A 26,989-nucleotide genomic window follows, 5' to 3' on the forward strand; every position below is an offset into this window, starting at 1 on the left:
AATTCGAAGGGATGCTTTAAATGGACCGTCTTGACCGCAAAATCCTGCGCCTGCTGCAGGAGGATTCCACTCTGGCCGTAGCCGATCTTGCCAAGAAGGTCGGTCTCTCGACGACGCCCTGCTGGCGCCGCATCCAGAAGATGGAAGAGGATGGCGTCATTCGCCGTCGCGTGGCCTTGCTCGATCCGGAAAAGGTCAACACGAAGGTCACGGTTTTCGTGTCCATCCGCACCAACAGCCACTCCATCGAATGGCTGAAGCGCTTTTCGGAAGTGATCGCTGATTTCCCGGAAGTGGTGGAATTCTATCGCATGAGCGGCGATGTCGACTATCTTCTGCGCGTCGTCGTTCCGGATATCGCTGCCTATGACGCTTTCTACAAGCGCATGATCGCCAAGATCGAAATCCGAGACGTCTCCTCGGCTTTCGCGATGGAGCAGATCAAGTACTCGACGGAACTGCCGCTCGATTACATGCTGCTGGAAAATGCCAAGTCCAACGAGGACTGACATGAACTGAGCGCCGTTTTGAAGAGGCGCTCAGAAGAAGCCGCTGATTTCGCTGCGGCCCTTTACTTCTTGTCCAGGCGCGCGAGCAGCGAGGAGGTATCCCAGCGATTGCCTCCCATCGCCTGGACGTCGCCGTAGAATTGATCGACGAGGGCGGTGAGCGGCAGCTTGGCTTTGTTGCGGCGGGCTTCCTCGAGCACGATGCTGAGATCCTTGCGCATCCAGTCCACTGCGAAGCCGAAATCATATTTGCCCGAAATCATGGTCTTGTGGCGGTTCTCCATCTGCCAGGAGCCGGCGGCACCCTTGGAAATGACCTCAACGACCTTTTCGATATCGAGCCCTGCCTGCTTGCCGAAATGAATGCCTTCGGCCAGGCCTTGGACGATACCGGCAATGCAGATCTGGTTAATCATCTTGGTCAGTTGTCCCGCGCCGACAGGCCCCATCAGGCCGACCATGCGGGCATAGGCGTCGATGACAGGGTGAGCCTTCTCGAAGACGACTTCGTCACCGCCGCACATGACGGTCAGCACGCCGTTTTCCGCGCCCGCCTGTCCGCCGGAAACCGGGGCGTCGATGAAGTCGACGCCTTTTTCCTTTGCGGCGGCGTAGAGTTCGCGGGCGACTTCAGCGCTCGCCGTCGTGTTGTCGATGAGCACGGAGCCCGCCTTCATGGTTGAAAGGACGCCGTTCTCGCCTGTCGTCACCGAGCGCAGGTCGTCGTCATTGCCGACGCAGGTGAAGACGAAATCGGCACCTTCAGCGGCCTCAGCTGGGGTAGGGGCAAACATGCCGTCATATTGTTTGGCCCATGCCTCGGCCTTGGCGGTGGTGCGGTTATAGACGGTGACGTCATGCCCACCCTTGACCTTCAAATGTCCGGCCATGGGATAGCCCATGACGCCCATGCCGATGAATGAGACCTTTGCCATTTCATAACTCCGTGATCGAATTTGTTTCGAAGGCTTAGCCGAAAGGCCAGAGAGACGAAAGACCGATTTGTCGGGCAACTTGTCACCATGGCATATGATTTGAAATCTCATTTCCAATTTTTTCATTTATTGGAATGAAATTTCGCTCTCATTGCGAATTTTCATAATTTCCTTTGTCGATATAATCTATGGATTTGCGATCTTAAGCCATCGACAACGAGCCGATGGCCGCGGAAGCGCCGAGGCCTCATGAAAAGGGATCTTCGATGATTTCGCGCAGACAGACACTCGGCCTTCTGGGTGCGACGGCGGCAGCTTTCGCTTTACCTTCCGTTCGACAGTCACGTGCGGCCGCAGCCACGACGCTTCGGATTGGCTGGCAGAAGAACAGCGTATTGGCATTGGCGAAGCGCGAAGGGGCGCTGGAAAAGCGCCTTTCCGATCGCGGCATATCCGTGGAATGGTCGGAATTCACATCCGGTCCGCCGCTACTTGAAGCTCTCGGCGCCGGTGCTCTCGATTTCGGTGCCACGGGCGATGTGCCGCCGCTGTTTGCCCAGGCTGCCAATGGTAATCTGCTCTATGTCGGCATTTACACCGGCAGCCCCGAAAGCTCCGCCATTCTCGTGCGCAAGGATTCGCCGATCCAGACGCTTGCCGATCTCAAGGGAAAGAAGCTTGCCTTCAAGCGCGGCTCCAGCGCCCACAACGTCGCCGTTAAGGCGCTTCGCAAAGGTGGGCTTGGTATCAACGATGTCCAGCCGCTCGATCTCGCGCCGCCGGATGCGTCCGCCGCGTTCAAGACGGGCGCGATCGACGCCTGGTCGATCTGGGATCCCTATCTCGCCATTGCAGAGGCTGATCCGGATACACGCATCCTGGCGACTGCGCGGGGCATCGTCGATTCCTTTAGCTATTTCCTGGCGAACGGCGATTTCACCAAGGATAATCCGCAGGTGATTATCGACGTCATCGACGAACTGGCCAAGGTGGGGGCGGCGGCGCAATCGGATTTGGACAACACCGTTAAGGCCATGTCCGAAATCACCGGCGTGCCGGCCGAGGTGACGCGGGTGGTGCTGACGCGTCCGGGTGCGAATCTTGGCGGCGTCTCAACCATTACAGATGCGGCGATCGCCTATCAGCAGGGGCTGGCTGACGAGTTCTACAATCTTGGCATCGTTCCGAAGAAGCTCAACGTCACGGACATCGTCTGGCGGCCGAAGGCGAGCTGAGGCTGACAAGATACGCGGATATCGCCTGCGCCCCAAACACTACGGGCGTAGGCTTTATCAGCAAAAATATTTCGCCAGATACAGGCGATTAGAAAATCCATATTGTCGATATAATCCCTGGTCTATGCCACTATCCGGATCGAACATCGGGAGGTGGCTCCCGACCACGCGCATCCAGAAAGCAGGAAAGCTTCATGACCGCGACCGCAAAACCCATCGATTTCCTCTGGTTCATTCCGACCTCCGGTGACGGCACCTATCTGGGCACGGCCGATCTCAACCGCGGCCCGGAGATCGGCTATCTCCAGCAGATCGCGCAGGCAGTCGACCGGCTGGGCTATACGGGCGTGCTTTTGCCGACTGGTGTTTCCTGCGAAGAATCTTTCGTTACCGCTGCAGCTCTTTCGGCACATACGCAAAAGCTGAAGTTTCTGGTGGCGATCCGCCCGGGTACGGCGTCGCCTGCCTATTATGCCCGTCTCGCCTCGACGCTCGATCGTGTCTCGAATGGCCGCGTGCTGCTCAACATCGTCGTCGGTGGCAGCCCGGCGGAGCTGGCCGGTGACGGCATTCATCTGGAACACGATGAGCGCTACGCCCATGCCGATGAATTCTTCCATGTCTGGGAAGAGCTTCTGGAGACGGGCTCGTCCACTTTCGAGGGCAAGTATATCAAGGCCACCAATGCAAGGCTCGGCCTACCGCCGGTGCAGACGCCGCGCCCGCCGCTCTATTTCGGCGGTTCTTCCGATGCCGGCATCGAATTCTCAGTCGGTCGCGTCGACAAGTATCTGACCTGGGGCGAGCCGCCGGCACAGGTCGCCGAGAAAATTGCAAAGGTGCGGGCGGCCGCTGCCAAACGGGGACGCGAAGTCAGCTTCGGCATCCGTCTGCATTTCATCGTTCGCGAGACGGACGAAGAAGCATGGGCTGCGGCCGACAAGCTGATTTCCAAGCTTGACGACGAGACGATCCGCGAAGCGCAGGAGCAATTCGTCAACCAGTCCGATTCCGTTGGCCAGAAGCGCATGGCCGCGCTGCACGGCGGCCGTCGCGATAAGCTCGAAGTGTCGCCCAACCTCTGGGCTGGCGTCGGTCTGGTGCGCGCCGGTGCGGGTACGGCGCTTGTCGGCTCGCCGAAGACGGTTGCCGCGAGGCTGCGGGAATATCAGGAGCTCGGTATCGAAACCGTGATCGGTTCCGGCTATCCGCATCTGGAGGAAGCCTATCGTGTTGCAGAGCTTCTCTTCCCTGAACTGGGGTTGAAGCGTGACGAGCAGCGTGCCGGGTTTCGCAACGAATTCGGCGCCAAGCAGATTTTCGCCGGCGGCAGCCATGGCGGCAATCTCAAGGTCGTTTCCGGCTCGTAACGCCAGCTCAAAAGGGAGATTCCCATGTCGGCATTCGACACGTCCTTCGTCCGCGTGGCCTCGGAACGGCGCGCGCGCCAGGCCAGGGTCGCGCGGCAAGGCATCTCGTTCCAGAGATTTCTGCCGTTCCTGCTGCCGATCGTCGTCATCGCGGGATGGCAGCTGGGCTCGTCGCTTGGATGGATCTCCACCCGTATCATGCCGTCGCCGGCGGCGGTTGTGATCGCCTTCTGGCAAACCACGATCTCCGGGCAGCTGCCAAACAATATCCTCGTCAGCGCCGGCCGCGCTTTCGCCGGCCTGCTGGTCGGCGGCTCGATAGGCTTTCTGCTCGGTATCGCCAATGGTGTCTCGCGGCTGTCTGAACAGCTGACGGATACGACGCTGCAGATGCTGCGCACCATTCCGCACCTTGCCATGGTGCCGCTCGTCATCCTCTGGTTCGGGATCGGCGAAGAATCCAAGCTCTTCCTGACGGCGCTCGGCGTGCTGTTCCCGATCTACCTCAACACCTATCACGGCGTGCGCAATGTCGATCGCGGGCTGATCGAGATGGGACGGGTCTATGGCATGAGCAGCTGGACGCTGTTCCGGAAGGTCATCTTTCCCGGCGCGCTTCCGTCCATCCTTGTCGGTTTGCGTTTTGCCCTCGGCATCATGTGGCTGACGCTGATTGTGGCTGAATCGATCGCGGCATCGTCGGGCATCGGCTACATGGCCAACAATGCCCGCGAGTTCGGCATGACGGATGTCGTGGTGCTGACGCTGGTCATCTACGCCATCCTCGGCAAGCTCGCTGATGTCGTCGCCCGGACGATCGAGCGCAGGGCCTTGCGCTGGAACCCGGCCTACCAGAATTGAGGAGCTTCCCATGAGCGTCAACACACTCGATCGCCCACGGGCGGAAGCCAAAAATGTTGGCTCCCAGGCTACGGGCGCCGCAGCCATCCATATTAAGGGTCTGGAGAAGAGCTTCGGCAACAACCGCGTTCTGCGCGGCATCGATCTCGATATTCCCGCCGGCCAGTTCGTCGCCGTCATCGGCAAGAGCGGCTGCGGCAAGAGCACGCTGCTGCGCATCCTTATGGGGCTGGAAGAGCCGAGTGCGGGCCATTTGCGCTTTGAGGCAGCCGACCGCAGTGACGCGCAACCGAATACGCGCATCGTGTTTCAGGAGCCGCGTTTGCTGCCTTGGCTTTCTGTCGCCGACAATGTTGCGGTAGGTCTGGGCGAGGGCGTCCCGCAGGATATTTCACGCAAGGAAACGGCCGCCGTTCTTTCCGAGGTGCAGCTGGCCGAGAAGGCCGGCGAATGGCCGTCCAGCCTTTCCGGCGGACAGAAGCAGCGCGTGGCGCTTGCCCGTGCGCTTGTCAGCAAGCCCGGTATCCTCGCGCTCGATGAACCGCTCGGTGCGCTGGATGCTTTGACCCGCATCAGCATGCAGGAATTGCTGAACCGCGTCTGGCGTGAATTGGGCTTTACCGCCGTGCTTGTTACCCACGACGTCAGCGAAGCCGTGCATCTGGCCGATCGCGTCGTGGTGCTGGACGAGGGCAGGATCGTGCTCGATCTTGCCATTCCCTATCCGCATCCGCGCCGCCATGGCAATCCGGCGCTGGCAGAGCTCGAAGGGCAGCTGCTGGCGGCAATCCTCGGTGACGCACGGGGTTAATTTGGCCTGCTATCGTTCCCCTCGACGTAGAGCCTGAGATTGTCAAAGCCGATTTCCGTGCCCATGAGGCGCGAGCCATTGTCGCTATAGCCGTCGAGGAAAACGACCTGCTCGACGAAGGTCATTTTCGTGCCGCCGGGTTCTGAGGCAAAATTGACCGTTGCGAGCGACACGGAAATCCTGACGTCGTCGAGCATCATGTCAAAGGCATAGATGAAGCGCTCGTTCTGGACGACGTCGATATAGCGCGCCTGATAGGCATGCACGACGCCATCCGTGGAGGCAGTACGGTTGCTTTCGCTGCCGCCAGTGCGGAAATCGAGCTGGAAATCCAGCTGCTTCCATTCGCCGTGACAGGCAAACCATCGCTGCTTCTGTTCGGGGATTGCCCAGGCATTGAAAACCTTCGGCAGGGGCGCCTTGAAATAACGCTCTATGGTGATGGTCGTATGGTCTGTCGATCTGATGCTCATTCGTCCGTTGTCTCCGTCGATGTATCAGCGAGAAAGAGGTCGAGCCGGTCGAAGGTCCTGTTCCAGGATGCCTTGCGTTCGGCAATCCAGCGCTCGACGGCTGCCAGCGCTTCCTTGCGCAGGTGATAGGTGCGCACCCGACCGGTCTTTTCAGATAGTACCAGTCCGCTCGTCTCCAGCACCTGCAGATGTTTCATCACGGTCGGCAGCGCCATGTCGAGCGGCTGTGCCAGTTCCGTGACCGAGGCCGGTCCACGTCCGAGCCTGTCGATCATGCCGCGCCGGCTCTGGTCGGACAGGGCTTGGAACATCCGGTCGAGTGCCTGTGTTTCCTCAAGCATTCGGCTTTTCCGGCCGGAACTGCGCCGGCAGCTTGTCACTATAAGGGTACATATGGAAATAAGGCATTGCTTCCTGCAATACGCGCGCGAAGGACGGGCGCTCGATAAGGCGTTGATAATAAGCTCTCAGCCGACCATGCTCTTTGGCGAAGGGGACAAGGGTTTCAGCGTAGAACAGAGCTGGCGCGGCGGCGCAATCCGCCATGGTCAGGCTGTCGCCGGTGATCCAAATCTTTCCGTCCAGCTGCTTTTCGATCATGCCGTAGGCGGTGCGCAGTAAGGTCTCGGCGTCGGCGACGCTTTGCGGGCTGCGATTCTCGTCTGTGCGGCGGACGTCCGCGACGATCGCTTGCATCGGCTCCTGCACATAGAGATCGAAGAAGCGATCCCAGAGCCTGACGCACAGGGCATCCGAAAGTTCGGTCGGCAACAGCTGCGTTGCGCCGGGATAATGTCGGTCGAGATATTCGATGATGATACTGGTCTCCGGAACGGTGCTGTCGAGTGCTTCATCGCGCAGGACTGGAAACTTGGCGAGAGGCCAGAGGCGCACCAGCGAGGCACGCGATTCCGCATTGCCGAGATCGATGATGCGGCTTTCGAAGGGTGTTCCGTTCTCATAAAGCGCCATCAAGACCTTGTGGCAGAACGAGGCGAGCGGATGCTGATAGAGAATAAGGGACATGCGACAACCTTCCGAGCTGATACTTATCTGAATGGCTAAGTATCAGGTTGCTGGTTGCCGCGCAAGGAAATAGTTATCCAAATGGATAACTATTTTCGGCGTGATGTATTTCGCTTCAATCGGCGAGACGACGGGCAATGACCAGATGGCCGGGCGTTGGCTGGCCATCTTCCATGCGGACGTTGATGTCGGTGATTTCGACGAGTTCGAAACCCGTCGCAGTCAGCCGTTCGCGTACATAGGCTTCCGAATGGGCGAAGCGCTGATGCGGGCCGACCATATAGGGACGTCCAGCCATGGTCGCCTCAGGCAGGGTCTCCGAAGAGAAGATGAAGAGGCCGCCCGGCGTCATGTTTTCGGCTGCGCCAAAAAAGAGCGGTTCCAGGGCGCCGACATAGGGGAGGACATCCGTCGCGGTGATGAGATCGAAGGCATCCTCATCGTTGTCGTCAAGGAAATCCTCGACCTCAGCGACGAAGAGCGTCTCGTAGATGTCCTTCTCATGGGCGACTTCGACCATGTTCTCGGAAATATCGATGCCGGTGATATCCTCGACGATATCGCGCAACGTGCCACCCGTCAGGCCCGTGCCGCAGCCGAGATCGAGCATGCGCTTGAAGGGGCCGAGACCAAGCGCCTGCAGGCGCTGGCGCACGAGAACCGGGACGTGGTAGCCGAGCTGCTCCACCAGCACATCCTCGAAAACCTCGGCATGCTGATCGAAGAGCGTCTCGACATAGGCATCAGGCGCCTTGACCGGCGCTTCGCCGCGTCCCATCGAGGCGATGCGCACGGCTGCGCCGCCATGATCCTCCGGGTCGAGAGCCAGAACATGCTCGTAGGCCTGCACCGCAGCGTCGATATCGCCGGCCTTCTCCAGCGCCAATGCCCGGTTATAGGCTTCCGCCAGAGCGTCTTCGTCGATCTTCTTCTTTGCCATGGTTACAGGCCCTTCCTTTTGTCACGCAGGCATTAAGATGCCTGATCGGCTTTTGCAATGCTTGCCGTGCAGGCGCAGAATATGACCTTCGGCATAGGCGGCTTGGGGAGGGCGCTATCCGGACAAAAAATAAGGGAGGAACCACCATGGACAATGAACTCACCGCACCGAACCCGACAAGCGGCCCGGCGGAGCGCGGCCGCCCCTCCTTGCCGTCGACGTCTGCTGAAGTCACCAATACGCTGACCCATTATTATCGGGGTGAATTGGGGAGGATGACGAGTTGGCGCGATCGCATCGACCGGACATCGAACTGGGCGATCACGGTGGTTGCGGCTCTACTGTCCGTGTCGCTGTCGACACCGACATCGCATCACGGTGTTTTGCTATTCGGCATGATGCTGATCACCCTGCTGCTGATGATCGAGGCGCGGCGATATCGCTTCTTCGATGTCTACCGCTCGCGGGTGCGGCAATTGGAGCGACACTATTTCGCCCAGATCCTGGCGCCGCAGGCCGAACTCAGTTCCGATTGGGCGCTGCCGATCGCGGCCAGCCTTCGGTCTCCGCGGCTTTTACTCAGCTATGCAGAGGCGGCGCAGCGGCGGTTAAGGCGCAATTACTGCTGGATGTATGGAATCCTGCTCCTTGCTTGGATATTGAAGATTTCAACACCGAGACTCCAGACGAATGGTAGCGTGCAAGAGATGCCGCACTCGTGGAGCTATATTATCGAGAATGCGGCACTCGGACCGATGCCCGGCGAAGCGGTCATCATCCTCGTCGCGGTATTCTATGCCTTCGTCCTCTACGGTGCGGTCCGTCGCGGGCCGGACGACGGGGATTTCATCCATGGCGAGGCGCATGTCTGACGGCGGCACAGCCGATCGCTACGTCGTCCAGGCGATCCGGCTGCTTAGTGCAGGATGAATTCTCCTTTTAGCGCCCGCCATTCGGTTGCTGAAATCAGCTTGCGATGGACATAGCGCACGGAATGCAGCGGGCCATCCAGCGTTTCCTGCCAGAATTTCAGGAAGCCGCGCATTTCCGGGAAGTTCGGGGCGAGATCATAGTCCTGCCAGATATAGGTCTGCAGGAATTGCGGATGATCGGGCAGGCGGTAGAAGATCTGCGCCGTGGTCAACCCATAACCCTGCAACTGCTTTTGCATGTCGTTATGCATGAGCTTTCTCTTTCCGTTCCCATTTTTTCGTGACTCATGGTCACTCAAATATGGAAACAGCAGATGGTAAACTCAAGCTTTACAAAAATGTCATGAACCAAATTTATTCACAGAAATCAATGTGTTAGCAGCATCTATGTGGGAGTGCTGCCAAGGTTGCGCCTGGGCGCAGCCTTGGCGAGATCAGCGCTTGAGATGCCGCGTCAGCCGGCCTTCCATCCGTGCCCAGCCATTCCGCATGAGTTCGACGATCACGAGGTAGAAAATCGCTGCCCAGAGATAGATCTGGTAATCATAGGTGCGTGAGAAGGCATAGCGGGTCTCGCCCATCAGGTCGTAAACGGTGATGATGGAAACGGTGGCCGAGCTCTTGATCAGCAGGATGATCTCATTGCCGTAAGGGCGGAGCGCCACGATGAGCGCCTGGGGAATGATAATCTTGCGGAAGGCGATCCAGGTATGGATACCAAGCGCGCTGGCGGCTTCCCGCTGGCCCCTCGGCACGCTCTGAATGGCGCCTCGGACGATTTCCGTCTGATAGGCGGCCGTGTTCAGTGTCATGGCGAAGACGCCGCAATAGAAGGGATCCTTGAAGAACCACCAGAGACCCATGTCTTCGAGCAACCAGCGGAAGCTCGGGAAACCGTAATAGACCATGAAAATCTGGGCCAGCAGCGGCGTGCCGCGAAACAGATAGACATAGCAATAGGTCAGCGTGCTCAGAAATTTATTGCTCGACATACGGGCGAAAGCGAGCGGTATCGAGAGGATGGCGCCGAGGATGAAGGATGTGGCGACCAGTTTGATCGTGATGCCCAGGCCATGCAGAAGCCTCGGGCCGTAGGTTTCGAGCTTGTCGACGTCCCAGCCGAAGACGATCATCGCCAGCAGCGAAATACCGAGAATGGCCCAGAGGGTCAGAAAGAAATAACCGGCAATGCGCGCCTTGGACAATTTCCTGACCGTCTCCGGCGGTGCCGGTCGCGCTGCGATCAGAACTTCGGCATGGCTCATCGATGGACCTCCGCGCGTTTAGCCCATCGATCGAGATAGAAGAGGCCGACGGAAGAGATGACGGCCAGTGTCAGATAAAACAGGCAAGCGATGGAATAGAAGGTGAAGGGTGCCTTGGTGGCACGAACGGCAATCCCCGTCTGCCTGATGATGTCGGCAAGGCCGATGATGGACACGTAGGACGTATCCTTCAGCAGGTTCATCCAGAGGTTCCCGAGATTTGGCAAGGAAATACGTACGAGTTGCGGCACGATGATAAGCCGCATGGTTCGCGCCCGATGAAATCCAAGGGCATCACCCGCCTCATACTGACCTTTGGGAATGGCTTTGAAGGCAGAGAGAAGGACTTCCGAGCAATAGGCGGAAAAGACGATCGCCAGTGCTACCATGCCGGCCGCGAATGCATTGATCTCGACGGGGCCATTGTAGCCGAACTTGGCGAGTAGCGATTGCAGAAGGATCTGCATGCCGTAGTAGATGATGAAAAGCGTCAACAGTTCCGGCAGGCCGCGGAAAATCGTCGTGAAGACACCTGCCGCAAGCCGCAGCGGCCTTTCCTCGGATTGTTGCGCGAGCGCCACGAAGAAGCCGATGACGATGCCGAGCGGCAGCGTCAGCACCGAGACGGCGATGGTTATCTTCAAACCGCCGGCCAGTTCGTCGCCCCAGCCCGTGTCGCCGCAAGCAAGCATGGTGTCCGGGCGGAACATGCTGAACACGGTGAACAGTCCCGCAGGACCGCACAATGGGTCAAAAATCGTAGTCAACCAGGTCCACAAGGAACCAAGGGCGGAAAACAATCCGCTCATGCTATATTTCCCCTAGCGGCTTTTGCCGCGTTTCTGCTTATATTCTTCTCGTTGTCAAACAAAAACGGCGGAAGAGCAAGCTTCCGCCGTCGTCTTTTCCCAGGGAATCGACGGGCGATCAGTCGCCGTAGACGTCGAAATCGAAATACTTGTCCTGGATCTTCTTGTAGGTGCCGTCAGCGCGGATCGCAGCGATCGCGGCGTTCAGCTTGTCCTTGAGGGCCGCATCACCCTTGCGGATGGCGATGCCCGCGCCGACGCCGTTGATGACCGGGTCGCTTTTCAGCGTGCCGAGCATCTTGCAGCAATTGCCTGCATCCGACTTCACCCATTCGGACAGCACGACGACGTCGTCGATGGCTGCATCGATGCGGCCATTGCTGAGGTCGAGCTTATATTCGTCAGCCGACGGATAGAGCTTGAGCTCGGCATCCTTCAGGTGCGCAGAGGCATAGTTTGCATGCGTCGTGGACGACTGCGCACCAATCGTCTTGCCCTTCAGGGCCTCATCGGTCGCTTCCTTGAGAGCGGAGTCCTTCGGAACGGCGATTGCCGGCGGCGTGTTGTAGATCTTGTTGGTGAAGTCGACGATCTTCTCGCGCTCGGGCGTGATCGACATGGACGAGATGATCGCGTCGAACTTCTTGGCCTGCAGGGCCGGAATGATACCGTCGAAATCCTGGTTCACGAAGGTGCACTTAACCTTCATGTGATCGCAAAGCGCATTGGTTATATCGATGTCGAAGCCGACGAACTTGCCGCCGGCGTCAAGCGATTCGAAAGGCGGGTAGGTCGCGTCCGTGCCGAAGACGATCGTGTCGCCGTCGGCAAGCGCCGCACCGGCGACGAGCGACATTGCGGCGAAGGACGCGGCGGCAAGAAGACGAGTGGAGATGCGCATATTGACCCTCTCTGTTGGTGGCCGGCAGCCCATTATTGTTTTTGGCAGACGGCTCGAGTGGAGCGGACCGGTGGCCCGCCTTGTGGCGATATTCGTACTTTTTTTCTGGAAAATGCAACTGGAATTACGAAGGCAACCTGCCTTTGCGCAATGCCGCCGCAATGCAAGCCCGTCACAGGGAAATCTGAACGAAACCCATCCGCTGCGTTCAGCCAGGGTTAATTGCGGCAACCTAATAGTGCGGGAACTTATAGCGGCTTGCCGCGATTCAGCCTCACGAGAACCGAAAATTGGCCGGGATCTTGAGGCAATCGCCTTGCCGCTGAGATTCGCAATTCGGCGGACAAAGATCATAAGAGGAGACCCCTATGGGAAAGCGATCCAGACTATTTGCCAGCGCCGCGTTTCCGCTGCTTTCGCTATCGCTCGCCTTCGAGCCGGCAGCAGCGGCGGCACTTCGTGAACAGCCCATCGCACCGCTGAACAATGGCATCGGTGATGTGGCCGCGATGGCCCCCGACACCAGTTTCGAGGTGGCGCAGCAGGAAGCGCCGGCAGCTCAGCCCGATGAGGAGCAGCTCAAGCACAAGAAGCCTGCCGAAGGCGGAGAGGGTCAGAAGCATCAGGGTGGCGGCGAGCAGCAGCACCAGATGAAGCAGGCCGAGCCTGAAGGCGAGCCGCAGCAGAAGGCGCCGAAGCAGCAGCAGCCGGAAGCCCAGCCGCCGAAGGCCGAACATCAGCAGCCCGCGGAGCAGGAGCGGCCGAAGCCGCAGAAGCAGCAGCCGGCCGCGGAGGCTCCACCCGAGCCGAAGAAGCAGCGCCAGCAGCCGGCTGAAGAGCAGCCTCAGGCACAGCCCGAAGCCAAACCGCAGCCCAAGGCTGTCGCTCCCGAGGCAGAGCCACAAGCCCCGCAGCCGAAGCAGAAGGCCAAGCAGCCGGAAGCAAAACAGCCTGCGGAGCAAGAGCAACCGAAGCCGCAAAAGCAGCAGCCGGCCGAAGCACCGCAGCCGAAGATAGAGCAGCAGCCTGCTACGGAAGCGCAGCCGGAAGCCCAGCCGCCGAAGGCCAAGCCTGGTGCGAAGGCACAGCAGCCAGCGCCGGCGGAGAAGCAGGCTCCCGCCGCCAGCGAACAGCCGAATCAGGAGGCTCAGCCAGGAAAGCAGGCGCAGCCCGAACAGAACGCCCATCCCAAGCCGCAAGGTCAGACCGAGGCTCCGGCAAAGCAGCCTGCCGAGCAGCAGCCGGCACCGGCCGGTGAGCCTGCCCAGGGACATAAGGCACAGCCGGGAACGCAGGCTCAGCCCCAGACGCAGGCGCAGCCCGAGGCCCAGCCCGGGACACCAGCGACACCTGGCGCCCAGCAGGGCCAGAAGCAGGGTAGCGATAAAACTCACGGCAAGCAGCCGCAGAACCAGCAGCAGGGCGAGCAGCCCGCAGCCAATCCGCAGCAGCCGGCCCAGCAGGGCACGCCGCAAGGACAACCCGCTCAGGCTGGCAACCCGGCGGCGCAGCAGCCCGGCAAGCAGCAGCCCGCCAATGGCGCCGCGACGCCGGCCCAAGGTAGTGCAACGGCTCCCGCCGCAAACGGCAATGGCCAGCAGGCTGGTGAAATCCAGGTGCCTCCGGCCGAGCAGGTCTCGCCGCAGGAACTGGAGCGCCGCAAGAAGATCGCGGAGAACCCAGCCTCTGCCAATGGTCCCGTCATCCTGCCGGTCGAAAACGGAAGCGCGGTTCTGGACAGCCAGAAGGATGCGGTTCGTCGAGGCGAGCATCGGAACAACGGACAGAACCCCGCTGCTCCGGGCGCCCAGGGTGGTGGTGGACAGGCGGGTCAGGCTCAGCAGAGCGGACAGGCTCAGAATGCTCCGGCCCAGCAGCCGCCACCGGCCTACACCAAGCCGCCGACCTCCGATGCCGAGGCGCAGCGCGCGGCAGCCGGCGCCCAGCCGCAACCGCCGGTCAAGATGGAAGCCGTGACCAGCGAGCAGGGCCGCCGCATCGATCGCCGGCCGGACTTTGCCCCACCGCAGGGAACGACGGTCCAGACCATCATCAATCAGGACAACCGGACCATCGTGAATGTCGACAACACCTATGTCGTTCGTCACGACGACAGCGAGCGCTTCATCCGAGGCGGCGAGCGGCCGGTCTACGAACAATTGCCGCGCGACCGCTATCGCGAAACGATCGATCAGCCCGATGGTGATCGCGTCGTGACGATCCGCAACCGGTATGGCGACATCATCCAGCGCTCGCGCATCGACGCCAGCGGCCGTGAATATGTGCTGTTCTATTCGCCGGAACTGGAAGATCGTCCGGACAATGACGACTACTTCCGCGATCCGGGCGACAGCCTGCCGCCGATGCGACTGCTCATTCCGCTGAGCCAGTACATCATCGACACGGCATCGAACCGCAACGCCGACTATTACGACTTCCTGCGTGAGCCTCCGGTCGAGCCGGTCGAGCGCATCTATTCGGTCAACGAAGTCCGCTATTCGGCTCGTATCCGAGACAAGATCCGCCGCATCGACCTCGACACGATCACCTTCGCAACGGGCAGCGCCGAGATTCCGATGTCGCAGGCGAGCACCCTTCGCGGTGTCGCCGATGGCATGTTGAAGATCATCAAGCGCGATCCGACAGAAACCTTCCTGATCGAGGGCCATACGGATGCGGTGGGTTCGGCCCAGAGCAATCTGATCCTGTCGGACCAACGTGCGGAATCGGTTGCCAACGTACTGACGGATGTCTACGGCATTCCTGCCGAAAACCTGGTTACTCAGGGCTATGGCGAGCAGTATCTCAAGGTGAATACGCTCGGTCCGTCGCAGGAAAACCGCCGCGTCACGATCCGCCGTATCACGCCGCTGGTGCGCCCGGTTGCGTCGAACCGGTAAGGATCAGCTTACAGCCTGATAGATGGCAGGGGCCGCCGGGAAACCGGCGGCCTTTCTCATTTCGGCTGGTTGCCGAGGCCCACTTTTGCAGCGATGAAATCGGCGATTGCGATCGTGTCGTCGAGGTCGAAAACGACGAGCGAACCGGCGTCTTCAACCGGGTGGTCCGCGGCGATGGCCACGATGTGAGGGTCTTGCGGGGCGAGCGGTTCGCGCTTTGCCGCTTCCAGCCGGCGCGCCTCGATCTTCGGAATCGGTTCGCGCTTGTAACCTTCGATCAAAACGAGGTCGCAGGGGGCGAGACGCGCCAGTATTTCTTCGAAGCTCGGTTCGGGCGCGCCACGCAATTCGTGCATGATGGCATAGCGCGTGCCTGAAACGATGGTGACTTCATGCGCGCCCGCCTCGCGATGACGAAAACTGTCGGCGCCGACCTTGTCGATATCGAAATCATGATGCGCATGCTTGATGGTCGAGATGTGATAGCCACGCCGGGTGAATTCGGTGACCAGCCGTACGGCAAGCCCCGTCTTGCCGGAATTCTTCCAGCCGGCGATGCCGAAGATTTTGGGCCGAGATTTCGTCATGACGTGCGTTCCAAAGCTGCCAGCCATGCCTCCGCTTCGGCGAGATCGGCTGGTGTATTGATGTTGAAGAAGGGGTCGAGAGGCCCGATTGCCGTTTGGATAGCGGGAAACTCCACCCGCCGCACTTTATGCCGGGCGAGGAAATCTCTCACGCGCCGCTTTGCGTCCGTGGCGATCCATCGCTCCAGATCGTCGGCTGCGGAGACGGGCCAGAGACCGAAAACAGGATGATCCTGACCAAGAGATGCGGCAATGGCAATCTCGTCAGGGCCGTGAATGACCTCGGCGAGGCGGGCGATAAGATCGGCTGGAAAAAAGGGGCTGTCTATGGGGAGAGTGGCGATATGCGAGACTTCAGAGTAACGCGACCGCGCGTCCTGCAACGCAGCGAGCACACCTGTGAGCGGCCCCAATTTACCGGGAATTGTGTCCGGTATGAGCAGCATCCCCATAGCGTCTGGCCAATCGGCATCCGCATTCAGTGCGATTGGCTTGCTTTGCCGTTGCTCAATCTTGGAGACGATGCGGGCGAGCAGGCTTTCGCCGGCGAGCGGTGCGAAGGCCTTGTTTGCGCCCATGCGGCTGGAACGGCCGCCCGCAAGCAGAACGACGGGAATATCTTCGGGATTGGCGATGAAGTCGGACATGGTTGCGACCTCAGGCGGGAACGCCGGGTTCTGTTTCCTGCGCGATGGGCTCGGCCGCCCGCCGTTTGCTTTCGCGATAGAAAGTATAGATGCCGGAGGCGATGACAACGGCAGCGCCGAAAACAGACCATCCGTCAGGCACTTCGCCAAAGGCGATCAGGCCGAGCAGGGCCGACCAGATGAGACTGAGATAACGGAACGGCGCGACGAAAGAGATTTCGCCCGTGCGCATGGCCAAGATGACGCTCTGGTAGCCGATCAGCACCAGCACGGAGGCCAGCAGGATCTGCAGGAGCGATGTCGTGCTCACTGGCTGCCAGCCGCCGAAGGGGACGATGCACAATGCTCCGAAGATCGATATGGAAATTGCAGTGCAGAGCGTGACCATCAGCGACGGCACGGACTTGTCGATGCAGCGTGTCGCCAGATCGCGGGCGGCGGTCGCAAACATGCAGGCGATTGCAAGGAGGGCCGCCATCGTGAACCCGTCCCGGCCCGGCCTGATGATGATCAGCACGCCGACGAAGCCGACGGCAATGGCCGTCCATCGCCTCCATCCCACAGGCTCCTTCAGGAAAATCATCGCGCCGAGCGTCACGGCAAGCGGGACGGCCTGCTGGATAGCGGAGGCATTGGCGATGGGCATCATTCCAAGAGCGGTGATGTAGGTTGCTGCCGCTAGAGCTTCGCAGGCGATGCGCAGCGCAATCATCGGCTGCAGGATGACGCGCCAATTGCGCAGAGCGCCCATTCTGCGGGCGAGCAGATAGACGAAAAAACTCGTGAATAGCCCGCGGATGAAGATGATTTCGCCTGCATTCATCGTGGCGATGACCGTCTTGGACAAAGCATCGCTGCAGGAGAAGCCGGCCATGGCAGCCGCCATGAAGAGCGCACCCTGCGTATTCTTGGTCAGTCGCATAAGAGATGAGTCCCCGATATACCCATCTGGATTAGCGCCGTTTTCGGCAAATTGGAATCGGCTGTGCTTTGGGTGTAGTTGAATTCGATTGTGCAGTGCGGCGAAATTGCTGCGAAAGAAAGGTTGGTTTTTCGCGTAATGGTCGCGAAATGATACGGCGGTTGTAATTTTTTTGCCAATGCGAAGAGTTTCGGGCAGGCGATTAATCCTTATTCAATCTTATTTCCCGAGGCTCACAGCGGTTTTGCATGAGGCAGAAGCACCTACCGCAGCGCAGCAGGAATGACGATCCCGCCTTCGCTGGAGATTTTTATAATCCAGTTGAGGCGCCGCATGTTTTTCATTGATCGTCTTTTGCAAGGCCGCAGGATTGTCACCAAGGTTCTAATTTTTGTGGTACCGCTGGTGGTTCTCATCGCCGGTGTCGGCCTCGTCGGTTATCACACCGCCAATATTCTGAACGGTCACATGACCGTGACGCGCGCCACGATCGAAAATATCAGCGATTTCGAGAACCTGCAGGCCGCCCTCCAGGAATTCAACGGATCGCCTTCGGAAGAGACGCGCCAGGCACTGGCCGACAAGATCGATGCGCAGGAACAGGGTGTCCGTCGATTGAGCGGGCTGCTCAGCGACGATCAGCGCGCCAAAATCGTTCCGGTCACCGAGCTCGCCGCCAAGATGCGCACGCAGGAAGCCACGCTCTGGTCTATCAAACAGAAGCAGGACAGCGACGTCGAAGCCATCCGGAAGGCGGTGCAAAATGTCGAGGCGACCGCCAAGGCGGCCGGCAAGCAAATCGACATCATCCGCAAGGATTTCAGCGACAAGGAGACCTTTGCCAAGGAACTGCTTTACGATGCTGCGGCCTATAAGGGCCTTTCGGAGAAGATGAGCAATCTGCGCATTCAAGTCCAAATGGCAGCCGACTCCACGGAAGAAATTTCCGATGCACGCACCTACGCCGATGCCATCTTGAAGCAGGTGACGGTTTCAAAGGCGCTGGTTTCAAAGCGCGGTGCGGGCCTGGTCGCGAATGCCTCCGATGCTGCCGACAAGCTCGACGCGGTACTGAAGGGTTCCGGCACGCCCGATCAGAAGGTCGAGGCCATGGGGCCGATCCTGCAGAGCTTCGTGAAGATCGAAGGCGAGATGACGCTGCAATCGGCCAAGAACAGCGATACCGCCGCCGATCGTTTCGTCAGCCTCGACAAGATCATCGATGGCCAGAAGGAGCTTCTGGATCACGTGGATCAGGCACTCGGTCTCGTCGATCGCCTGACCCTGCATGCCTCGCGTATGGAAAATGTCCGCGATGCTGCATCGCGCGAGCCAGTACTTGCGGACCTGAAGGATTTGCAAAGCGTTGCTGCCAGGATTTCGGAACTTGGCCAGACCAACGCCACCATGCGTGATTTTTCCACTCACATGAAGCCGCTGATCGACGGCCTGACCAGTGGATCGGCCGATCTGCTTCAGACGGCTGCCGACTGGAAGACGACGCGCGTTCAGTCCAATACCCTACTGGCCGATGCGATGACCTCGCTGCGTGGCTTTGTCGCCCAGGCGCAGGAACTCGGCAAGGAAGACAGCGAGCGCTCGGCCAATGTCTCGGTCATCGCCATGATCGTCGGCACGCTGCTTGCCATCATCGGCGGCCTCATGCTGGTGGAAACCCTGCGCGGTCCGCTGAAGCGTGTCACCGATGTCATGACGCGCCTTGCCAGCGGCGACTTGGAAGTCGCGATCGACGGCCGCAATCGCGGAGACGAGATCGGCGACATGGTGCGCTCCGTCAGCGTCTTCCGCGATGCCGCGCTCGAAAATGTCCGGCTGGAGCGGGAGGCTGAAAGCGCCCGTGCGCTCTCCGCCGAAGAGGCTGCCCGCCGCGCCGCCGAGCGCGCCCGCATCGAAGCCGAGCAGAAGCAGGCGCTCAATGCGCTGGCCGATGTTCTCGCCAAGCTTGCCGACGGCAATCTGGAGGAGAGCATGCGTGAGGATCTTTCCGCCGATTTCGTGGAAATGGCCTTCACCTATAATCATGCGGTCGAAGCTCTGCGCGAAACCCTGACGGACGTTCGCTATACGGCCGAGGAAATCAAGGGCGGCACCGGCAACCTTGCGATGTCGGCTGACGATCTGGCGCGGCGCACCGAACAGCAGGCAGCGGCCCTCGAAGAAAGCTCGCGGGCGCTGCATCGCCTCAGCGACGTCGTGCGTTCGACTGCCGATCGTGCACGGCAGACCGCAAGCTCCGTCAACGAGACGCAGGCTTATGCGACGCAATCGGGCGAAGTGGTTGCCAAGGCTGTGGGCGCCATGAGCGAGATCAATCGTTCCTCCGAGAAGATCGCCACGATCATCGGCGTCATCGACGAGATCGCCTTCCAGACCAACCTCTTGGCGCTAAATGCAGGGGTCGAGGCAGCCCGTGCCGGCGAAGCGGGCCGCGGCTTTGCCGTCGTCGCCCAGGAGGTGCGCGAACTGGCGCAGCGCTGTGCCAATGCGGCGAAGGAGATCAAGGGCCTGATTTCGGCAAGTTCTGCCCAAGTGCAGAATGGCGTACATCTGGTCGAGCAGACCGGCGCGGCGCTGGCTGAGATCATCAACCATGTCACCGGCGTCCAGCGGCTCGTTGCCGATATTTCGTCTGCCACTACCGAGCAGTCGACCGGTATTGAGGAAGTGACCCGCGCCGTCTCTGAAGTCGAGCTGATCACGCAGCGCAACGCGGCCATGGTTGAGGAGAACAATGCGGAGATCCACGGCCTTCGCCAACGGGTCGACATGCTGTCGGAAAAGATTGATCGCTTCCGCACCGGCGATAGCGAGGTGGAATATGCGAGCCACAGCAGTACGGATGCGCGGTATCGCGCCGCATAAAGCGGTGCTTTAGATAAGGCTAATAACCGATTGATGCGCCGGGCTAATGGTTCGGCGCATTTTGATTGAAGCTTACTGTCGCGATCACGGCGCCGTGGACGAATTACCGGCCGAGATTCAGCGTTTCACCATCGGCGGGGATTAACAGGTGCGACGGATCGAGGCCGCTGGCCTCTGCGGTTTGGCGAAGATCCTGGCGTGTGACGGTCGCGTGATCGAGTGCTTCCATATGGGTTGCGACGATAGTCGCTTGCAGGGCGAGGCGGCTGACTTCGAGCGTCTGTTTGTCGTCCATGACGATCAGGTCGCCGTCCCAACGGGCGCCGCAGGAATGGGTGACGATAATATCGGGCGAGAATTCACGGATCGTTTCGGCGACTGGAGGGTAAAGCACGGTATCGCCAGCCCAATAGACGGTGGGTTCGCCATCGGCCTCCAGCGTGAATCCGATGACCGGACCCATTTTTTCCACTACTGGCCCGACACCGTGGCTGCCCTGCCGGGGCGTGATTGTCAGCCCTTGCCAAGTGACCGATTGCGCGAGCGGAATGACATTTGTGAAGCCGGCGTCGCGGATACGTCCTTCGTCACCGGGTTGGCAAAGGATCGGCAATGTTTTCGGCACGCGCTCCTTGGCCACAGCATCGAAATGATCGGTATGCAGATGCGATACAATCACCAGCTCGACGCCCTGGAGAATGTCGTCGATCGAACGTGGCAGTTCCGTCATCGGATTGGGAGAGCGGCCAGTGAAGGACGGAAGACTATGGCGCGGTGCAAAGTAAGGGTCGATCAGCAGCACATGGCCGCCATAGCTGATCTTCAGCGTCGCGTTGCGAATAAGCTCAAGCTGCATGTAGATTGTCTCGATTTAATTTAGCCGCCGGTAACGCTCATGTGGCGAGCAACCGCCGGGCGGTTGTGCGTGCGGTCGATGATGAAGTCATGACCTTTGGGCTTGCGGGTAATGGCTTCATCGATTGCGGCGTGGAGCAGGGCGTCATCCTCGCTTGCGCGCAGCGCTGTGCGCAGGTCGGCCGCATCGTTCTGCCCCAGGCACATGTAAAGCGTGCCCGTGCAGGTGAGCCGCACGCGATTGCAGCTCTCGCAGAAATTATGGGTCATCGGCGTGATGAAGCCGAGGCGGCCGCCGGTCTCTGCGACTTCGACATAGCGGGCAGGGCCGCCCGTCTGGTAAGGGATGTCCGTCAGCGTGAACTGATCTTCGAGATCGGCGCGCAACTGGGAGAGCGGCAGATACTGGTCGGTGCGGTCTTCGTCGATCTCGCCCATGGGCATGGTCTCGATGACGGTCAGGTCCATGCCGCGACCATGCGCGAACCGCAGCAGGTCGGGAATTTCGGTATCGTTGAAGCCTTTGAGCGCGACGGCATTCAGCTTGATCTTCAGGCCGGCCTTCTGCGCCGCGTCGATGCCTTCCATCACCTTGGAGAAATCTCCCCAGCGGGTGATCGTACGGAATTTATCAGGATCCAAAGTATCGAGCGACACGTTGATGCGCCGGACGCCGCTATCGTAAAGTTCTTCGGCATGGCGGGCGAGCTGAGAACCGTTGGTCGTCAGGGTCAATTCGTCGAGTGCCCCATTTTTCACGCTCTCGCCGAGTTTGCGGACCAGAAACATGATATTCTTGCGCACCAGAGGTTCGCCGCCGGTAAGCCTGATCTTGCGCACGCCCTTGGTGATGAAGGCGGAACAGAGCCGGTCGAGTTCTTCCAGCGTCAGCAGATCCTTCTTGGGCAGGAAGGTCATGTGTTCGGCCATGCAGTAGGTGCAGCGGAAATCGCAGCGATCGGTGACGGAAACGCGCAAATAGGTGACCGTGCGCCCGAAAGGGTCAATCATCGGGCTTCTATCCGCTGCCAGCGGCGAGGCGCCGCCTATCGTACCGACAATGCTGTTCACTCAAATCTCCATCACGCTGCTAATGTGTGCATAGGCGATTGTTGCGTCAAGGAAAATGACTTTCAATTATACTTGCGTGTGGAGCTGTGGCGGCATAATTCTCGAAAACACACTGAAAGGCATGGGAAAATCGATGAGTGACGTTTGGCCGACCGAATTGCGGGTCTCGAAGGATCGCCGTCACCTCATCGTGACGTTCGATAACGGCGCGAGCTTTAACTTGCCGGCCGAGATGCTGCGGGTGCTGTCCCCCTCCGCCGAGGTCCAGGGACATGGGCCGGGACAAAAGGTTACCGTGCCGGGCAAGCGCAATGTCGGCATCATGTCCATGACGCCGACCGGCAACTATGCCGTTCGCATCGGGTTCGACGACATGCACGATACCGGCATTTTCACATGGTCCTATCTGCGCGAGCTTGGAGAAAGGGGCCAGGAGCTTTTCGCGGCCTATGAGGCTGAGCTGAAAGAAAAGGGTCTCAGCCGCGACCCGGCTGGAAGGTCGCACTAGCAAACTCCGATAACGGATAGGGGGCGTAAGCATGATCCTTGGGGGTAGGGAAAACTGGCTTCGCGCCAAGGGCAGCAAGAACGAGAGCAAGGTTTCCTTCGTCGAGCTGTTTTTCGATCTGGTTTTCGTTTTCTCGATCTCGCAGCTTGCGCATGCGCTGGCCGAGCATTTCACCCCATTGGGAGCGCTCGAAGCCATCATGCTGATCTTTGCAGTGTGGTGGGTCTGGATTTTCACGGCGTGGGTCACGAACTGGCTCGATCCCGACCGCATGCCGGTGCGTATCATGCTGTTTACGCTGATGTTTGCGGGACTTATCCTCTCCGCCGCTATTCCCGAGGCTTTTGGCGAGAAAGCGATTTTCTTTGCCGGCGCCTACGTCTTCATGCAGGTCGGGCGCTCGCTGTTCACAGTCTACGCTCTCAAGAATGCCAGCGCGGCCAACCATCGCAATTTCCTGCGGATCACCTGCTGGCTCGTCCTGTCCGGCATTTTCTGGATTTCAGGCGCGCTGATCGAAGGCGATGCTCTTATTGTGCTTTGGCTGATCGCTCTCGTCATCGAATATTCGGCCCCTGCGCTCGGCTTCCGGGTGCCTGGGCTTGGCAAATCGACGCCGGCGGACTGGAATGTGTCGGGCGCGCATCTGGCCGAACGTTGCGCGCTCTTCGTTATCATTTGCCTCGGCGAAGCAGTGCTGCAGGCTGGCAAAACCTTTGCCGAGCAGCCGGTTACGCCGTTGATCGTGGCGGTGTTTATCACCGCCTTCGTCGGCACGGTTGCGCTGTGGTGGATTTATTTTCAGTTTGGGCATGAAAGGGCGGCTCATCGCATCGAGCATGACGACATGCCGGGTAGTCTCGCGCGGCAGGCGTTTACCTATGCGCATATTCCCATCCTCGCCGGCATTATCCTGAGCGTCGTCGGAGATGAATTTCTCTTTGCTCATCCACATGATGCCGCCGACATGCACGCTGCAGCCGCGCTACTCGGCGGACCGGCGGTCTTTCTCCTTGGAAATCTCTGGTTCAAAGGGGTAACCACCGGCCGGCCGCCGCTATCGCATATGGCGGGGCTTGTTGGGCTGGCGCTGTTGCTGCTTACCTTGCCGATGGTTGTGGTCTATCAGCTCGGCATCCTCGCCACGGCCGTACTCGTCGTCGTTGCGATCTGGGAATTCGCCTCGCTGAACCGGGTCGTTCCTTCGGCGCGCTCAGCCGGCGATCATTGATCGCCAGCAAGCTCCAGCGGTTCACGTTCTTCCTGTAGCAGGAGACTGACGACGCGTTCCATATGCACGGTGATCGCTTCACACTCTTCGATCGGCGCATCCGAGAGCATCCGGTCGATGAGCGCAGTCTGGATGATCATGGCTTCCTCGGTTACACGGCGCCCTTCCTCCGTCAGGTAGAGGCGGAGCACGCGTTTGTCCTGCTTGTCGCCGCGCCGTTCGATCAGCCCCCGCTTTTCCATCTGCGGCAGCAACATGCTCATGTTGGAGCGGCCGACCAATAGCTTGCGGGCGAGTTCCTGCTGGGAAATGCCTTCAAAGCGAAACAGGTTGACGAGAATGTCGAGGTGCGGCGGCTTGATGTCGAGATGCGCCAATGCCCGTCCGAGTGATTGTTGCATCAGCTGGCAGGCGCGCGCCACGGCGATCCAGCTTCGAAAACGCGGATGGTCCCAGGGAAGGGGTTGATTTTTGTTCATCGTTGTACTTTATTGTTCATAGTTGAACATTATCGGATTCCCACTATGCCATCCTTTGCGCTCAAGGTCACCCGGTCGAGTCTCGCCGGTCTCGAAAGGCTGTCTCCGCGGCTCGCCGGCAAGGCGGCTTTCCGGCTTTTCTGTCTGACGCCTTCGCGTCGCCCACGCGGCTCGAAGGCCAAGGCGGCGCATATGGAAGGCAGGCAGCGTCTTCTCGCAGCAGAGCAGGTGATGCTGCCGCTTCCGGGCGGCCGTGCCATGGCCTACCGCTTCAACGGCGGAGCCAAGGGAACGCGCAAGCGCTATCTCGTGGTCCATGGCTGGGGTTCCAGCAGTGAATACATGTCCGAACTGGCCGCATTCCTTGCCGACGATGGAGCGGAGGTGATCTCGCTCGATCTTCCCGGGCATGGTCGCTCAGGCGGGCGGTTCTTGAATGTGCGTTTGGCCGTCTCCGCCATTGCCGCGGCGTCGGCCCGTTTCGGAGCCTTCGATGCCGCGATCGGACATTCTTTCGGCGGCGCATCGCTGACGCTGGCATCTGCAGGCTTTCTGCCTGGCATCGAACCGATTCGGCCAGGCAAACTGGTGTTGATCGGCGCGCCGAGCGCCATGGGCTGGCTGTTTAAGGATTTCGGCCGCCTGATGCGACTTGGACCAGCGACGCAGGCGGCCCTGGAAGACGAGGTTCGCCTGGTAACGGGCAGGACGCTCGCTTCCTATGACCAGAAGCGCGACCGGCTCGATCCGAGCCGGCCAGTTCTTGTCATCCACGCCGAGGATGATAAGGAAGTGAGCGCCGATCACGCGCGCGGCTATGCCGCCGAGGGCGCGCATGTCCGTATCTTCTGGGCCAACGGTTTCGGGCACCGGCGCATTGTGAGTGCTGCACCCGTGCTTGACGCCATCCAGAGCTTCCTTGCCGAAGATATCGAGGAGGAAAATCCGCTCGAAAATCATGACGGGACGGTGCTATCGTTCTACCGAACTCCGCTGCGTCGCTCGTCATAACGATGTCTGCGCTGCCTCGGATCTGAGTGGATTGCCATAGAGAAGCGTGAGGCCGCATGCACATCGTCACATCCGTCGAGGAACTGAAGCAGCTCTATGGCGACGCCGGCGAAGCGTCGATCACGAAGGTAACGAGTGTCCTGACACCACTTTATCGCCGGATGATCGAAGTATCGCCCTTCATGGCTCTGGCAACGGTCGGGCCTGAGGGGCTTGATTGTTCACCGCGCGGCGACTTGGGTGGAGTCGTTCGCGTGGAGGATGAGAAGACCCTGCATCTGCCGGATTGGCGCGGCAACAATCGCGTCGACTCTCTTGCGAATATCGTGCGCGATCCGCGCATAGCGCTGATGTTTCTCATCCCGGGATCGAATACGACGATGCGGCTCAACGGTCGGGCTGTCGTCTCGATCGAGCCAGCATTGCTCGACAGTTTCGAGATGGATGGGAAGCATCCGCGCTGCGTTGTCGTCATCACGATTGAGGAAGTCTATTTCCAGTGCGCGCGAGCGGTGATGCGGGCCGAGCTGTGGAATGCGGAACGGTTCGTCGATCCGGCAAGTCTGCCGAGTCCAGGCATGATGCTCAAGGCTGCAAAGGCCGATTTCGATCAGGAAACCTATGACCGCGAGGCGCCGGCGCGGGCCGCCAAGACGCTTTGGTAAACAAGCCGCCGGCATGCCTGGGAAAGCAGCGCCGGCGGTTGGTTGGCTTCGCTTCTAATTCTTGTAGATGAGCCAACTTTTGGTGAAATCCTTCTGCATGCCGTCCTGATAGACGCTGCTGCAATTGCGGCCGGCATTCTTGGCGCAGTAGAGCGCCAGATCGGCCTTGTTATACAGCTCTCCCGAATCGGCTGCTTCCGAAGCCATGCAGATGCCGAGGGAGAGGGTGATCGGACCATAATCGACCCTGGTGCGCGAATTCTTGAACGGCGTCGCTTCCAAGGTGCGACGTACCCGTTCGCAGACCGTCGTAACGTCTTCGATGCTGGTGGCTTCCAGAATGAGAGCGAATTCCTCGCCGCCGACGCGGGCGACAAAAACATCGCGCCGGACATTGGTGCGGATGATGGAGGCGACGGTGGCGAGAATCTTGTCGCCGACCGGATGGCCGAAAGTGTCGTTGATCCGCTTGAAATGATCGATATCGGCAAGCACCAGAGCTGTCGTCGGCCTGGTCAGCTGATTGTCGAAGATCGAGACCAGCCGGTCCTCGAAGGCGCGACGATTGGAAAGCCGGGTCAGTGCGTCGGTATTGGCGATGCGCTTATATTCGTCCAGTTCCTTGCGAACCAGCTCCATTTCCTGGCTCCGCTGGACGACGTTCTCGACCGTCTTTTCACCATGAGCCATGGTGTCGCCTGTCGCTGCGGCGAGCATGTCGATGGCGCCGCGCAGCAGTTCGGCGCTGTTGTGGCTCCTCGAACTTATGCTCTCACAGGTCTCGCCAAGCAGGCGATTGTAGCTTTGGAGCGTCGTTTGTTCCTGGCGCAGGGCGCGCAGGACGGCATCGAGTTCGGTGGTCAGACGGGTATGCGCATCGTCGAAGACACGACCCGCGTGATGCGGAAAATATTTGGCTCCGATGTCGTCCAGCTCTTCCTGGGTGGCGCTCTTGCCGAGGGCTGCCAGTTCACGGGTGAGAGCGAGATTGGAGCCTATATAAGCTTCATAGAAAAGTTCGTAATTGCGCGGAATAGGTGCGATCCCCATGGATCGCATGGCGTATGTAATCTGCCCTGCCACGTCGGGAATTTGCGCCTTGGGCGCAATCGCCGTACTCATCGTGAGCTCCGTAACATGTATTGGTTAAATCCCTTCTTTAT

At 59.7% G+C, this 26,989-nt stretch carries 28 protein-coding genes; 12 read left to right on the top strand and 16 right to left on the bottom strand.

What is annotated here, in order from left to right; genetic code table 11:
• Positions 1 to 20: 20 nt before the first annotated feature.
• Positions 21 to 509 carry an Lrp/AsnC family transcriptional regulator gene (locus GDN47_RS05335; RefSeq protein WP_069613098.1) on the top strand — a complete coding sequence of 163 codons (489 nt, stop codon included), beginning with the start codon at positions 21 to 23 and terminating at the stop codon, positions 507 to 509.
• A 62-nt stretch (positions 510 to 571) separates the two neighbouring features.
• On the opposite strand, the gene GDN47_RS05340 is transcribed toward GDN47_RS05335, so the two are convergent.
• Entirely contained in the window at positions 572 to 1,570 is a 999-nt protein-coding gene (locus tag GDN47_RS05340; protein ID WP_308936543.1) for an NAD(P)-dependent oxidoreductase, read from the bottom strand.
• 140 nt (positions 1,571 to 1,710) lie between these two features.
• Here GDN47_RS05340 and GDN47_RS05345 point away from each other — a divergent pair, with 140 nt between their 5' ends.
• The 4 genes from GDN47_RS05345 to GDN47_RS05360 all read left to right on the top strand — a co-directional run bounded on the left by GDN47_RS05345 (position 1,711) and on the right by GDN47_RS05360 (position 5,721).
• Positions 1,711 to 2,679: an aliphatic sulfonate ABC transporter substrate-binding protein gene (locus GDN47_RS05345; protein WP_113354593.1), complete on the top strand. Its 969-nt coding sequence runs from the start codon at positions 1,711 to 1,713 to the stop codon at positions 2,677 to 2,679.
• 194 nt (positions 2,680 to 2,873) lie between these two features.
• On the top strand, positions 2,874 to 4,049 hold the full coding sequence (ssuD, locus tag GDN47_RS05350) for an FMNH2-dependent alkanesulfonate monooxygenase (protein ID WP_145630966.1): 1,176 nt from the start codon (positions 2,874 to 2,876) through the stop codon (positions 4,047 to 4,049).
• A gap of 24 nt (positions 4,050 to 4,073) precedes the next feature.
• On the top strand, positions 4,074 to 4,910 hold the full coding sequence (gene ssuC, locus GDN47_RS05355) for an aliphatic sulfonate ABC transporter permease SsuC (RefSeq protein WP_145317114.1): 837 nt from the start codon (positions 4,074 to 4,076) through the stop codon (positions 4,908 to 4,910).
• A 10-nt stretch (positions 4,911 to 4,920) separates the two neighbouring features.
• Positions 4,921 to 5,721 carry an ABC transporter ATP-binding protein gene (locus GDN47_RS05360; RefSeq protein ID WP_113354595.1) on the top strand — a complete coding sequence of 267 codons (801 nt, stop codon included), beginning with the start codon at positions 4,921 to 4,923 and terminating at the stop codon, positions 5,719 to 5,721.
• Here GDN47_RS05360 and GDN47_RS05365 read toward each other — a convergent pair.
• The 4 genes from GDN47_RS05365 to GDN47_RS05380 all read right to left on the bottom strand — a co-directional run bounded on the left by GDN47_RS05365 (position 5,718) and on the right by GDN47_RS05380 (position 8,160).
• Positions 5,718 to 6,194: an SRPBCC family protein gene (locus GDN47_RS05365; RefSeq protein ID WP_113333081.1), complete on the bottom strand. Its 477-nt coding sequence runs from the start codon at positions 6,192 to 6,194 to the stop codon at positions 5,718 to 5,720. The two genes, GDN47_RS05360 and GDN47_RS05365, sit on opposite strands and share 4 nt — an antisense overlap.
• Positions 6,191 to 6,535 (bottom strand): ArsR/SmtB family transcription factor, encoded by a 345-nt coding sequence (locus GDN47_RS05370; protein ID WP_069613092.1) that lies wholly within the window; start codon positions 6,533 to 6,535, stop codon positions 6,191 to 6,193. Before GDN47_RS05370 ends, GDN47_RS05365 begins: the two co-directional genes overlap by 4 nt.
• The gene (locus tag GDN47_RS05375; RefSeq protein WP_113333082.1) at positions 6,528 to 7,220 is read right to left on the bottom strand and encodes a glutathione S-transferase family protein; all 693 of its coding nucleotides are present in this window, start codon (positions 7,218 to 7,220) and stop codon (positions 6,528 to 6,530) included. Before GDN47_RS05375 ends, GDN47_RS05370 begins: the two co-directional genes overlap by 8 nt.
• A gap of 115 nt (positions 7,221 to 7,335) precedes the next feature.
• Positions 7,336 to 8,160, bottom strand: a complete 825-nt coding sequence (locus GDN47_RS05380; protein ID WP_152092739.1) for a methyltransferase domain-containing protein — start codon at positions 8,158 to 8,160, stop codon at positions 7,336 to 7,338.
• A gap of 146 nt (positions 8,161 to 8,306) precedes the next feature.
• Here GDN47_RS05380 and GDN47_RS05385 point away from each other — a divergent pair, with 146 nt between their 5' ends.
• Positions 8,307 to 9,032 (top strand): DUF2270 domain-containing protein, encoded by a 726-nt coding sequence (locus tag GDN47_RS05385; RefSeq protein WP_113333084.1) that lies wholly within the window; start codon positions 8,307 to 8,309, stop codon positions 9,030 to 9,032.
• A 44-nt stretch (positions 9,033 to 9,076) separates the two neighbouring features.
• Here the strand turns inward: GDN47_RS05385 and GDN47_RS05390 are convergent, their stop codons facing one another.
• The 4 genes from GDN47_RS05390 to GDN47_RS05405 all read right to left on the bottom strand — a co-directional run bounded on the left by GDN47_RS05390 (position 9,077) and on the right by GDN47_RS05405 (position 12,067).
• Entirely contained in the window at positions 9,077 to 9,343 is a 267-nt protein-coding gene (locus GDN47_RS05390) for an usg protein (protein ID WP_015340141.1), read from the bottom strand.
• A gap of 183 nt (positions 9,344 to 9,526) precedes the next feature.
• Positions 9,527 to 10,357, bottom strand: a complete 831-nt coding sequence (locus GDN47_RS05395; protein ID WP_113333085.1) for an ABC transporter permease — start codon at positions 10,355 to 10,357, stop codon at positions 9,527 to 9,529.
• Positions 10,354 to 11,166, bottom strand: coding sequence for an ABC transporter permease (locus GDN47_RS05400; protein WP_113333086.1), 813 nt, complete (start codon positions 11,164 to 11,166; stop codon positions 10,354 to 10,356). The genes GDN47_RS05395 and GDN47_RS05400 overlap by 4 nt, the downstream gene beginning before the upstream one ends.
• A gap of 118 nt (positions 11,167 to 11,284) precedes the next feature.
• Positions 11,285 to 12,067 carry a lysine/arginine/ornithine ABC transporter substrate-binding protein gene (locus tag GDN47_RS05405; protein WP_113333087.1) on the bottom strand — a complete coding sequence of 261 codons (783 nt, stop codon included), beginning with the start codon at positions 12,065 to 12,067 and terminating at the stop codon, positions 11,285 to 11,287.
• A 368-nt stretch (positions 12,068 to 12,435) separates the two neighbouring features.
• Here GDN47_RS05405 and GDN47_RS05410 point away from each other — a divergent pair, with 368 nt between their 5' ends.
• On the top strand, positions 12,436 to 14,967 hold the full coding sequence (locus tag GDN47_RS05410) for an OmpA family protein (RefSeq protein ID WP_152092740.1): 2,532 nt from the start codon (positions 12,436 to 12,438) through the stop codon (positions 14,965 to 14,967).
• Positions 14,968 to 15,023: 56 nt separating this feature from the next.
• Here the strand turns inward: GDN47_RS05410 and mobB are convergent, their stop codons facing one another.
• From mobB to GDN47_RS05425, 3 genes are read right to left on the bottom strand one after another with little or no spacing between them, the layout of a single operon-like run.
• Positions 15,024 to 15,554, bottom strand: coding sequence for a molybdopterin-guanine dinucleotide biosynthesis protein B (gene mobB / locus GDN47_RS05415; RefSeq protein WP_145317130.1), 531 nt, complete (start codon positions 15,552 to 15,554; stop codon positions 15,024 to 15,026).
• Complete coding sequence (gene mobA, locus GDN47_RS05420; protein WP_113333090.1) at positions 15,551 to 16,201, bottom strand: molybdenum cofactor guanylyltransferase MobA; 651 nt, start codon at positions 16,199 to 16,201, stop codon at positions 15,551 to 15,553. Before mobA ends, mobB begins: the two co-directional genes overlap by 4 nt.
• A gap of 10 nt (positions 16,202 to 16,211) precedes the next feature.
• On the bottom strand, positions 16,212 to 17,123 hold the full coding sequence (locus tag GDN47_RS05425; protein WP_152092741.1) for a DMT family transporter: 912 nt from the start codon (positions 17,121 to 17,123) through the stop codon (positions 16,212 to 16,214).
• A gap of 333 nt (positions 17,124 to 17,456) precedes the next feature.
• On the opposite strand from GDN47_RS05425, the gene GDN47_RS05430 reads away from it, so the two are divergent.
• Positions 17,457 to 20,006, top strand: coding sequence for a methyl-accepting chemotaxis protein (locus GDN47_RS05430; protein WP_152092742.1), 2,550 nt, complete (start codon positions 17,457 to 17,459; stop codon positions 20,004 to 20,006).
• Between the two features lie 103 nt (positions 20,007 to 20,109).
• Here the strand turns inward: GDN47_RS05430 and GDN47_RS05435 are convergent, their stop codons facing one another.
• Both GDN47_RS05435 and moaA read right to left on the bottom strand, forming a co-directional pair.
• Positions 20,110 to 20,862, bottom strand: coding sequence for an MBL fold metallo-hydrolase (locus GDN47_RS05435; protein ID WP_152092743.1), 753 nt, complete (start codon positions 20,860 to 20,862; stop codon positions 20,110 to 20,112).
• Between the two features lie 20 nt (positions 20,863 to 20,882).
• Entirely contained in the window at positions 20,883 to 21,932 is a 1,050-nt protein-coding gene (moaA, locus tag GDN47_RS05440) for a GTP 3',8-cyclase MoaA (protein WP_152092744.1), read from the bottom strand.
• A gap of 133 nt (positions 21,933 to 22,065) precedes the next feature.
• On the opposite strand from moaA, the gene GDN47_RS05445 reads away from it, so the two are divergent.
• Together GDN47_RS05445 and GDN47_RS05450 are read left to right on the top strand one after the other, a co-directional pair.
• Positions 22,066 to 22,440, top strand: a complete 375-nt coding sequence (locus GDN47_RS05445; RefSeq protein WP_113354607.1) for a gamma-butyrobetaine hydroxylase family protein — start codon at positions 22,066 to 22,068, stop codon at positions 22,438 to 22,440.
• Between the two features lie 31 nt (positions 22,441 to 22,471).
• Positions 22,472 to 23,671, top strand: coding sequence for a low temperature requirement protein A (locus GDN47_RS05450; RefSeq protein ID WP_152092745.1), 1,200 nt, complete (start codon positions 22,472 to 22,474; stop codon positions 23,669 to 23,671).
• Here the strand turns inward: GDN47_RS05450 and GDN47_RS05455 are convergent.
• The gene (locus GDN47_RS05455; RefSeq protein ID WP_113354609.1) at positions 23,665 to 24,150 is read right to left on the bottom strand and encodes a MarR family winged helix-turn-helix transcriptional regulator; all 486 of its coding nucleotides are present in this window, start codon (positions 24,148 to 24,150) and stop codon (positions 23,665 to 23,667) included. The genes GDN47_RS05450 and GDN47_RS05455 overlap by 7 nt on opposite strands.
• Positions 24,151 to 24,195: 45 nt before the next feature.
• On the opposite strand from GDN47_RS05455, the gene GDN47_RS05460 reads away from it, so the two are divergent.
• Together GDN47_RS05460 and GDN47_RS05465 are read left to right on the top strand one after the other, a co-directional pair.
• Positions 24,196 to 25,161 carry an alpha/beta hydrolase gene (locus tag GDN47_RS05460; protein ID WP_145317144.1) on the top strand — a complete coding sequence of 322 codons (966 nt, stop codon included), beginning with the start codon at positions 24,196 to 24,198 and terminating at the stop codon, positions 25,159 to 25,161.
• 56 nt (positions 25,162 to 25,217) lie between these two features.
• Positions 25,218 to 25,826, top strand: a complete 609-nt coding sequence (locus GDN47_RS05465) for a pyridoxamine 5'-phosphate oxidase family protein (RefSeq protein ID WP_113333098.1) — start codon at positions 25,218 to 25,220, stop codon at positions 25,824 to 25,826.
• Between the two features lie 54 nt (positions 25,827 to 25,880).
• Here the strand turns inward: GDN47_RS05465 and GDN47_RS05470 are convergent, their stop codons facing one another.
• Complete coding sequence (locus GDN47_RS05470) at positions 25,881 to 26,948, bottom strand: GGDEF domain-containing protein (RefSeq protein WP_113333099.1); 1,068 nt, start codon at positions 26,946 to 26,948, stop codon at positions 25,881 to 25,883.
• Positions 26,949 to 26,989 lie beyond the last annotated feature (41 nt).

The sequence above is a fragment of the Martinezella dioscoreae genome, assembly GCF_009176305.1.
Classification (GTDB): Bacteria; Pseudomonadota; Alphaproteobacteria; order Rhizobiales; family Rhizobiaceae; genus Rhizobium; species Rhizobium dioscoreae.

Bases quoted from the DNA above. Each gene is read 5' to 3' on its own strand.
- GDN47_RS05335 (WP_069613098.1), top strand. From the start codon at position 21: ATGGACCGTCTTGACCGCAAAATCCTGCGCCTGCTGCAGGAGGATTCC.
- GDN47_RS05340 (WP_308936543.1), bottom strand. From the start codon at position 1,570: ATGAAAAAATTGGAAATGAGATTTCAAATCATATGCCATGGTGACAAG.
- GDN47_RS05345 (WP_113354593.1), top strand. From the start codon at position 1,711: ATGATTTCGCGCAGACAGACACTCGGCCTTCTGGGTGCGACGGCGGCA.
- ssuD (WP_145630966.1), top strand. From the start codon at position 2,874: ATGACCGCGACCGCAAAACCCATCGATTTCCTCTGGTTCATTCCGACC.
- ssuC (WP_145317114.1), top strand. From the start codon at position 4,074: ATGTCGGCATTCGACACGTCCTTCGTCCGCGTGGCCTCGGAACGGCGC.
- GDN47_RS05360 (WP_113354595.1), top strand. From the start codon at position 4,921: ATGAGCGTCAACACACTCGATCGCCCACGGGCGGAAGCCAAAAATGTT.
- GDN47_RS05365 (WP_113333081.1), bottom strand. From the start codon at position 6,194: ATGAGCATCAGATCGACAGACCATACGACCATCACCATAGAGCGTTAT.
- GDN47_RS05370 (WP_069613092.1), bottom strand. From the start codon at position 6,535: ATGCTTGAGGAAACACAGGCACTCGACCGGATGTTCCAAGCCCTGTCC.
- GDN47_RS05375 (WP_113333082.1), bottom strand. From the start codon at position 7,220: ATGTCCCTTATTCTCTATCAGCATCCGCTCGCCTCGTTCTGCCACAAG.
- GDN47_RS05380 (WP_152092739.1), bottom strand. From the start codon at position 8,160: ATGGCAAAGAAGAAGATCGACGAAGACGCTCTGGCGGAAGCCTATAAC.
- GDN47_RS05385 (WP_113333084.1), top strand. From the start codon at position 8,307: ATGGACAATGAACTCACCGCACCGAACCCGACAAGCGGCCCGGCGGAG.
- GDN47_RS05390 (WP_015340141.1), bottom strand. From the start codon at position 9,343: ATGCATAACGACATGCAAAAGCAGTTGCAGGGTTATGGGTTGACCACG.
- GDN47_RS05395 (WP_113333085.1), bottom strand. From the start codon at position 10,357: ATGAGCCATGCCGAAGTTCTGATCGCAGCGCGACCGGCACCGCCGGAG.
- GDN47_RS05400 (WP_113333086.1), bottom strand. From the start codon at position 11,166: ATGAGCGGATTGTTTTCCGCCCTTGGTTCCTTGTGGACCTGGTTGACT.
- GDN47_RS05405 (WP_113333087.1), bottom strand. From the start codon at position 12,067: ATGCGCATCTCCACTCGTCTTCTTGCCGCCGCGTCCTTCGCCGCAATG.
- GDN47_RS05410 (WP_152092740.1), top strand. From the start codon at position 12,436: ATGGGAAAGCGATCCAGACTATTTGCCAGCGCCGCGTTTCCGCTGCTT.
- mobB (WP_145317130.1), bottom strand. From the start codon at position 15,554: ATGACGAAATCTCGGCCCAAAATCTTCGGCATCGCCGGCTGGAAGAAT.
- mobA (WP_113333090.1), bottom strand. From the start codon at position 16,201: ATGTCCGACTTCATCGCCAATCCCGAAGATATTCCCGTCGTTCTGCTT.
- GDN47_RS05425 (WP_152092741.1), bottom strand. From the start codon at position 17,123: ATGCGACTGACCAAGAATACGCAGGGTGCGCTCTTCATGGCGGCTGCC.
- GDN47_RS05430 (WP_152092742.1), top strand. From the start codon at position 17,457: ATGTTTTTCATTGATCGTCTTTTGCAAGGCCGCAGGATTGTCACCAAG.
- GDN47_RS05435 (WP_152092743.1), bottom strand. From the start codon at position 20,862: ATGCAGCTTGAGCTTATTCGCAACGCGACGCTGAAGATCAGCTATGGC.
- GDN47_RS05445 (WP_113354607.1), top strand. From the start codon at position 22,066: ATGAGTGACGTTTGGCCGACCGAATTGCGGGTCTCGAAGGATCGCCGT.
- GDN47_RS05450 (WP_152092745.1), top strand. From the start codon at position 22,472: ATGATCCTTGGGGGTAGGGAAAACTGGCTTCGCGCCAAGGGCAGCAAG.
- GDN47_RS05455 (WP_113354609.1), bottom strand. From the start codon at position 24,150: ATGAACAAAAATCAACCCCTTCCCTGGGACCATCCGCGTTTTCGAAGC.
- GDN47_RS05460 (WP_145317144.1), top strand. From the start codon at position 24,196: ATGCCATCCTTTGCGCTCAAGGTCACCCGGTCGAGTCTCGCCGGTCTC.
- GDN47_RS05465 (WP_113333098.1), top strand. From the start codon at position 25,218: ATGCACATCGTCACATCCGTCGAGGAACTGAAGCAGCTCTATGGCGAC.
- GDN47_RS05470 (WP_113333099.1), bottom strand. From the start codon at position 26,948: ATGAGTACGGCGATTGCGCCCAAGGCGCAAATTCCCGACGTGGCAGGG.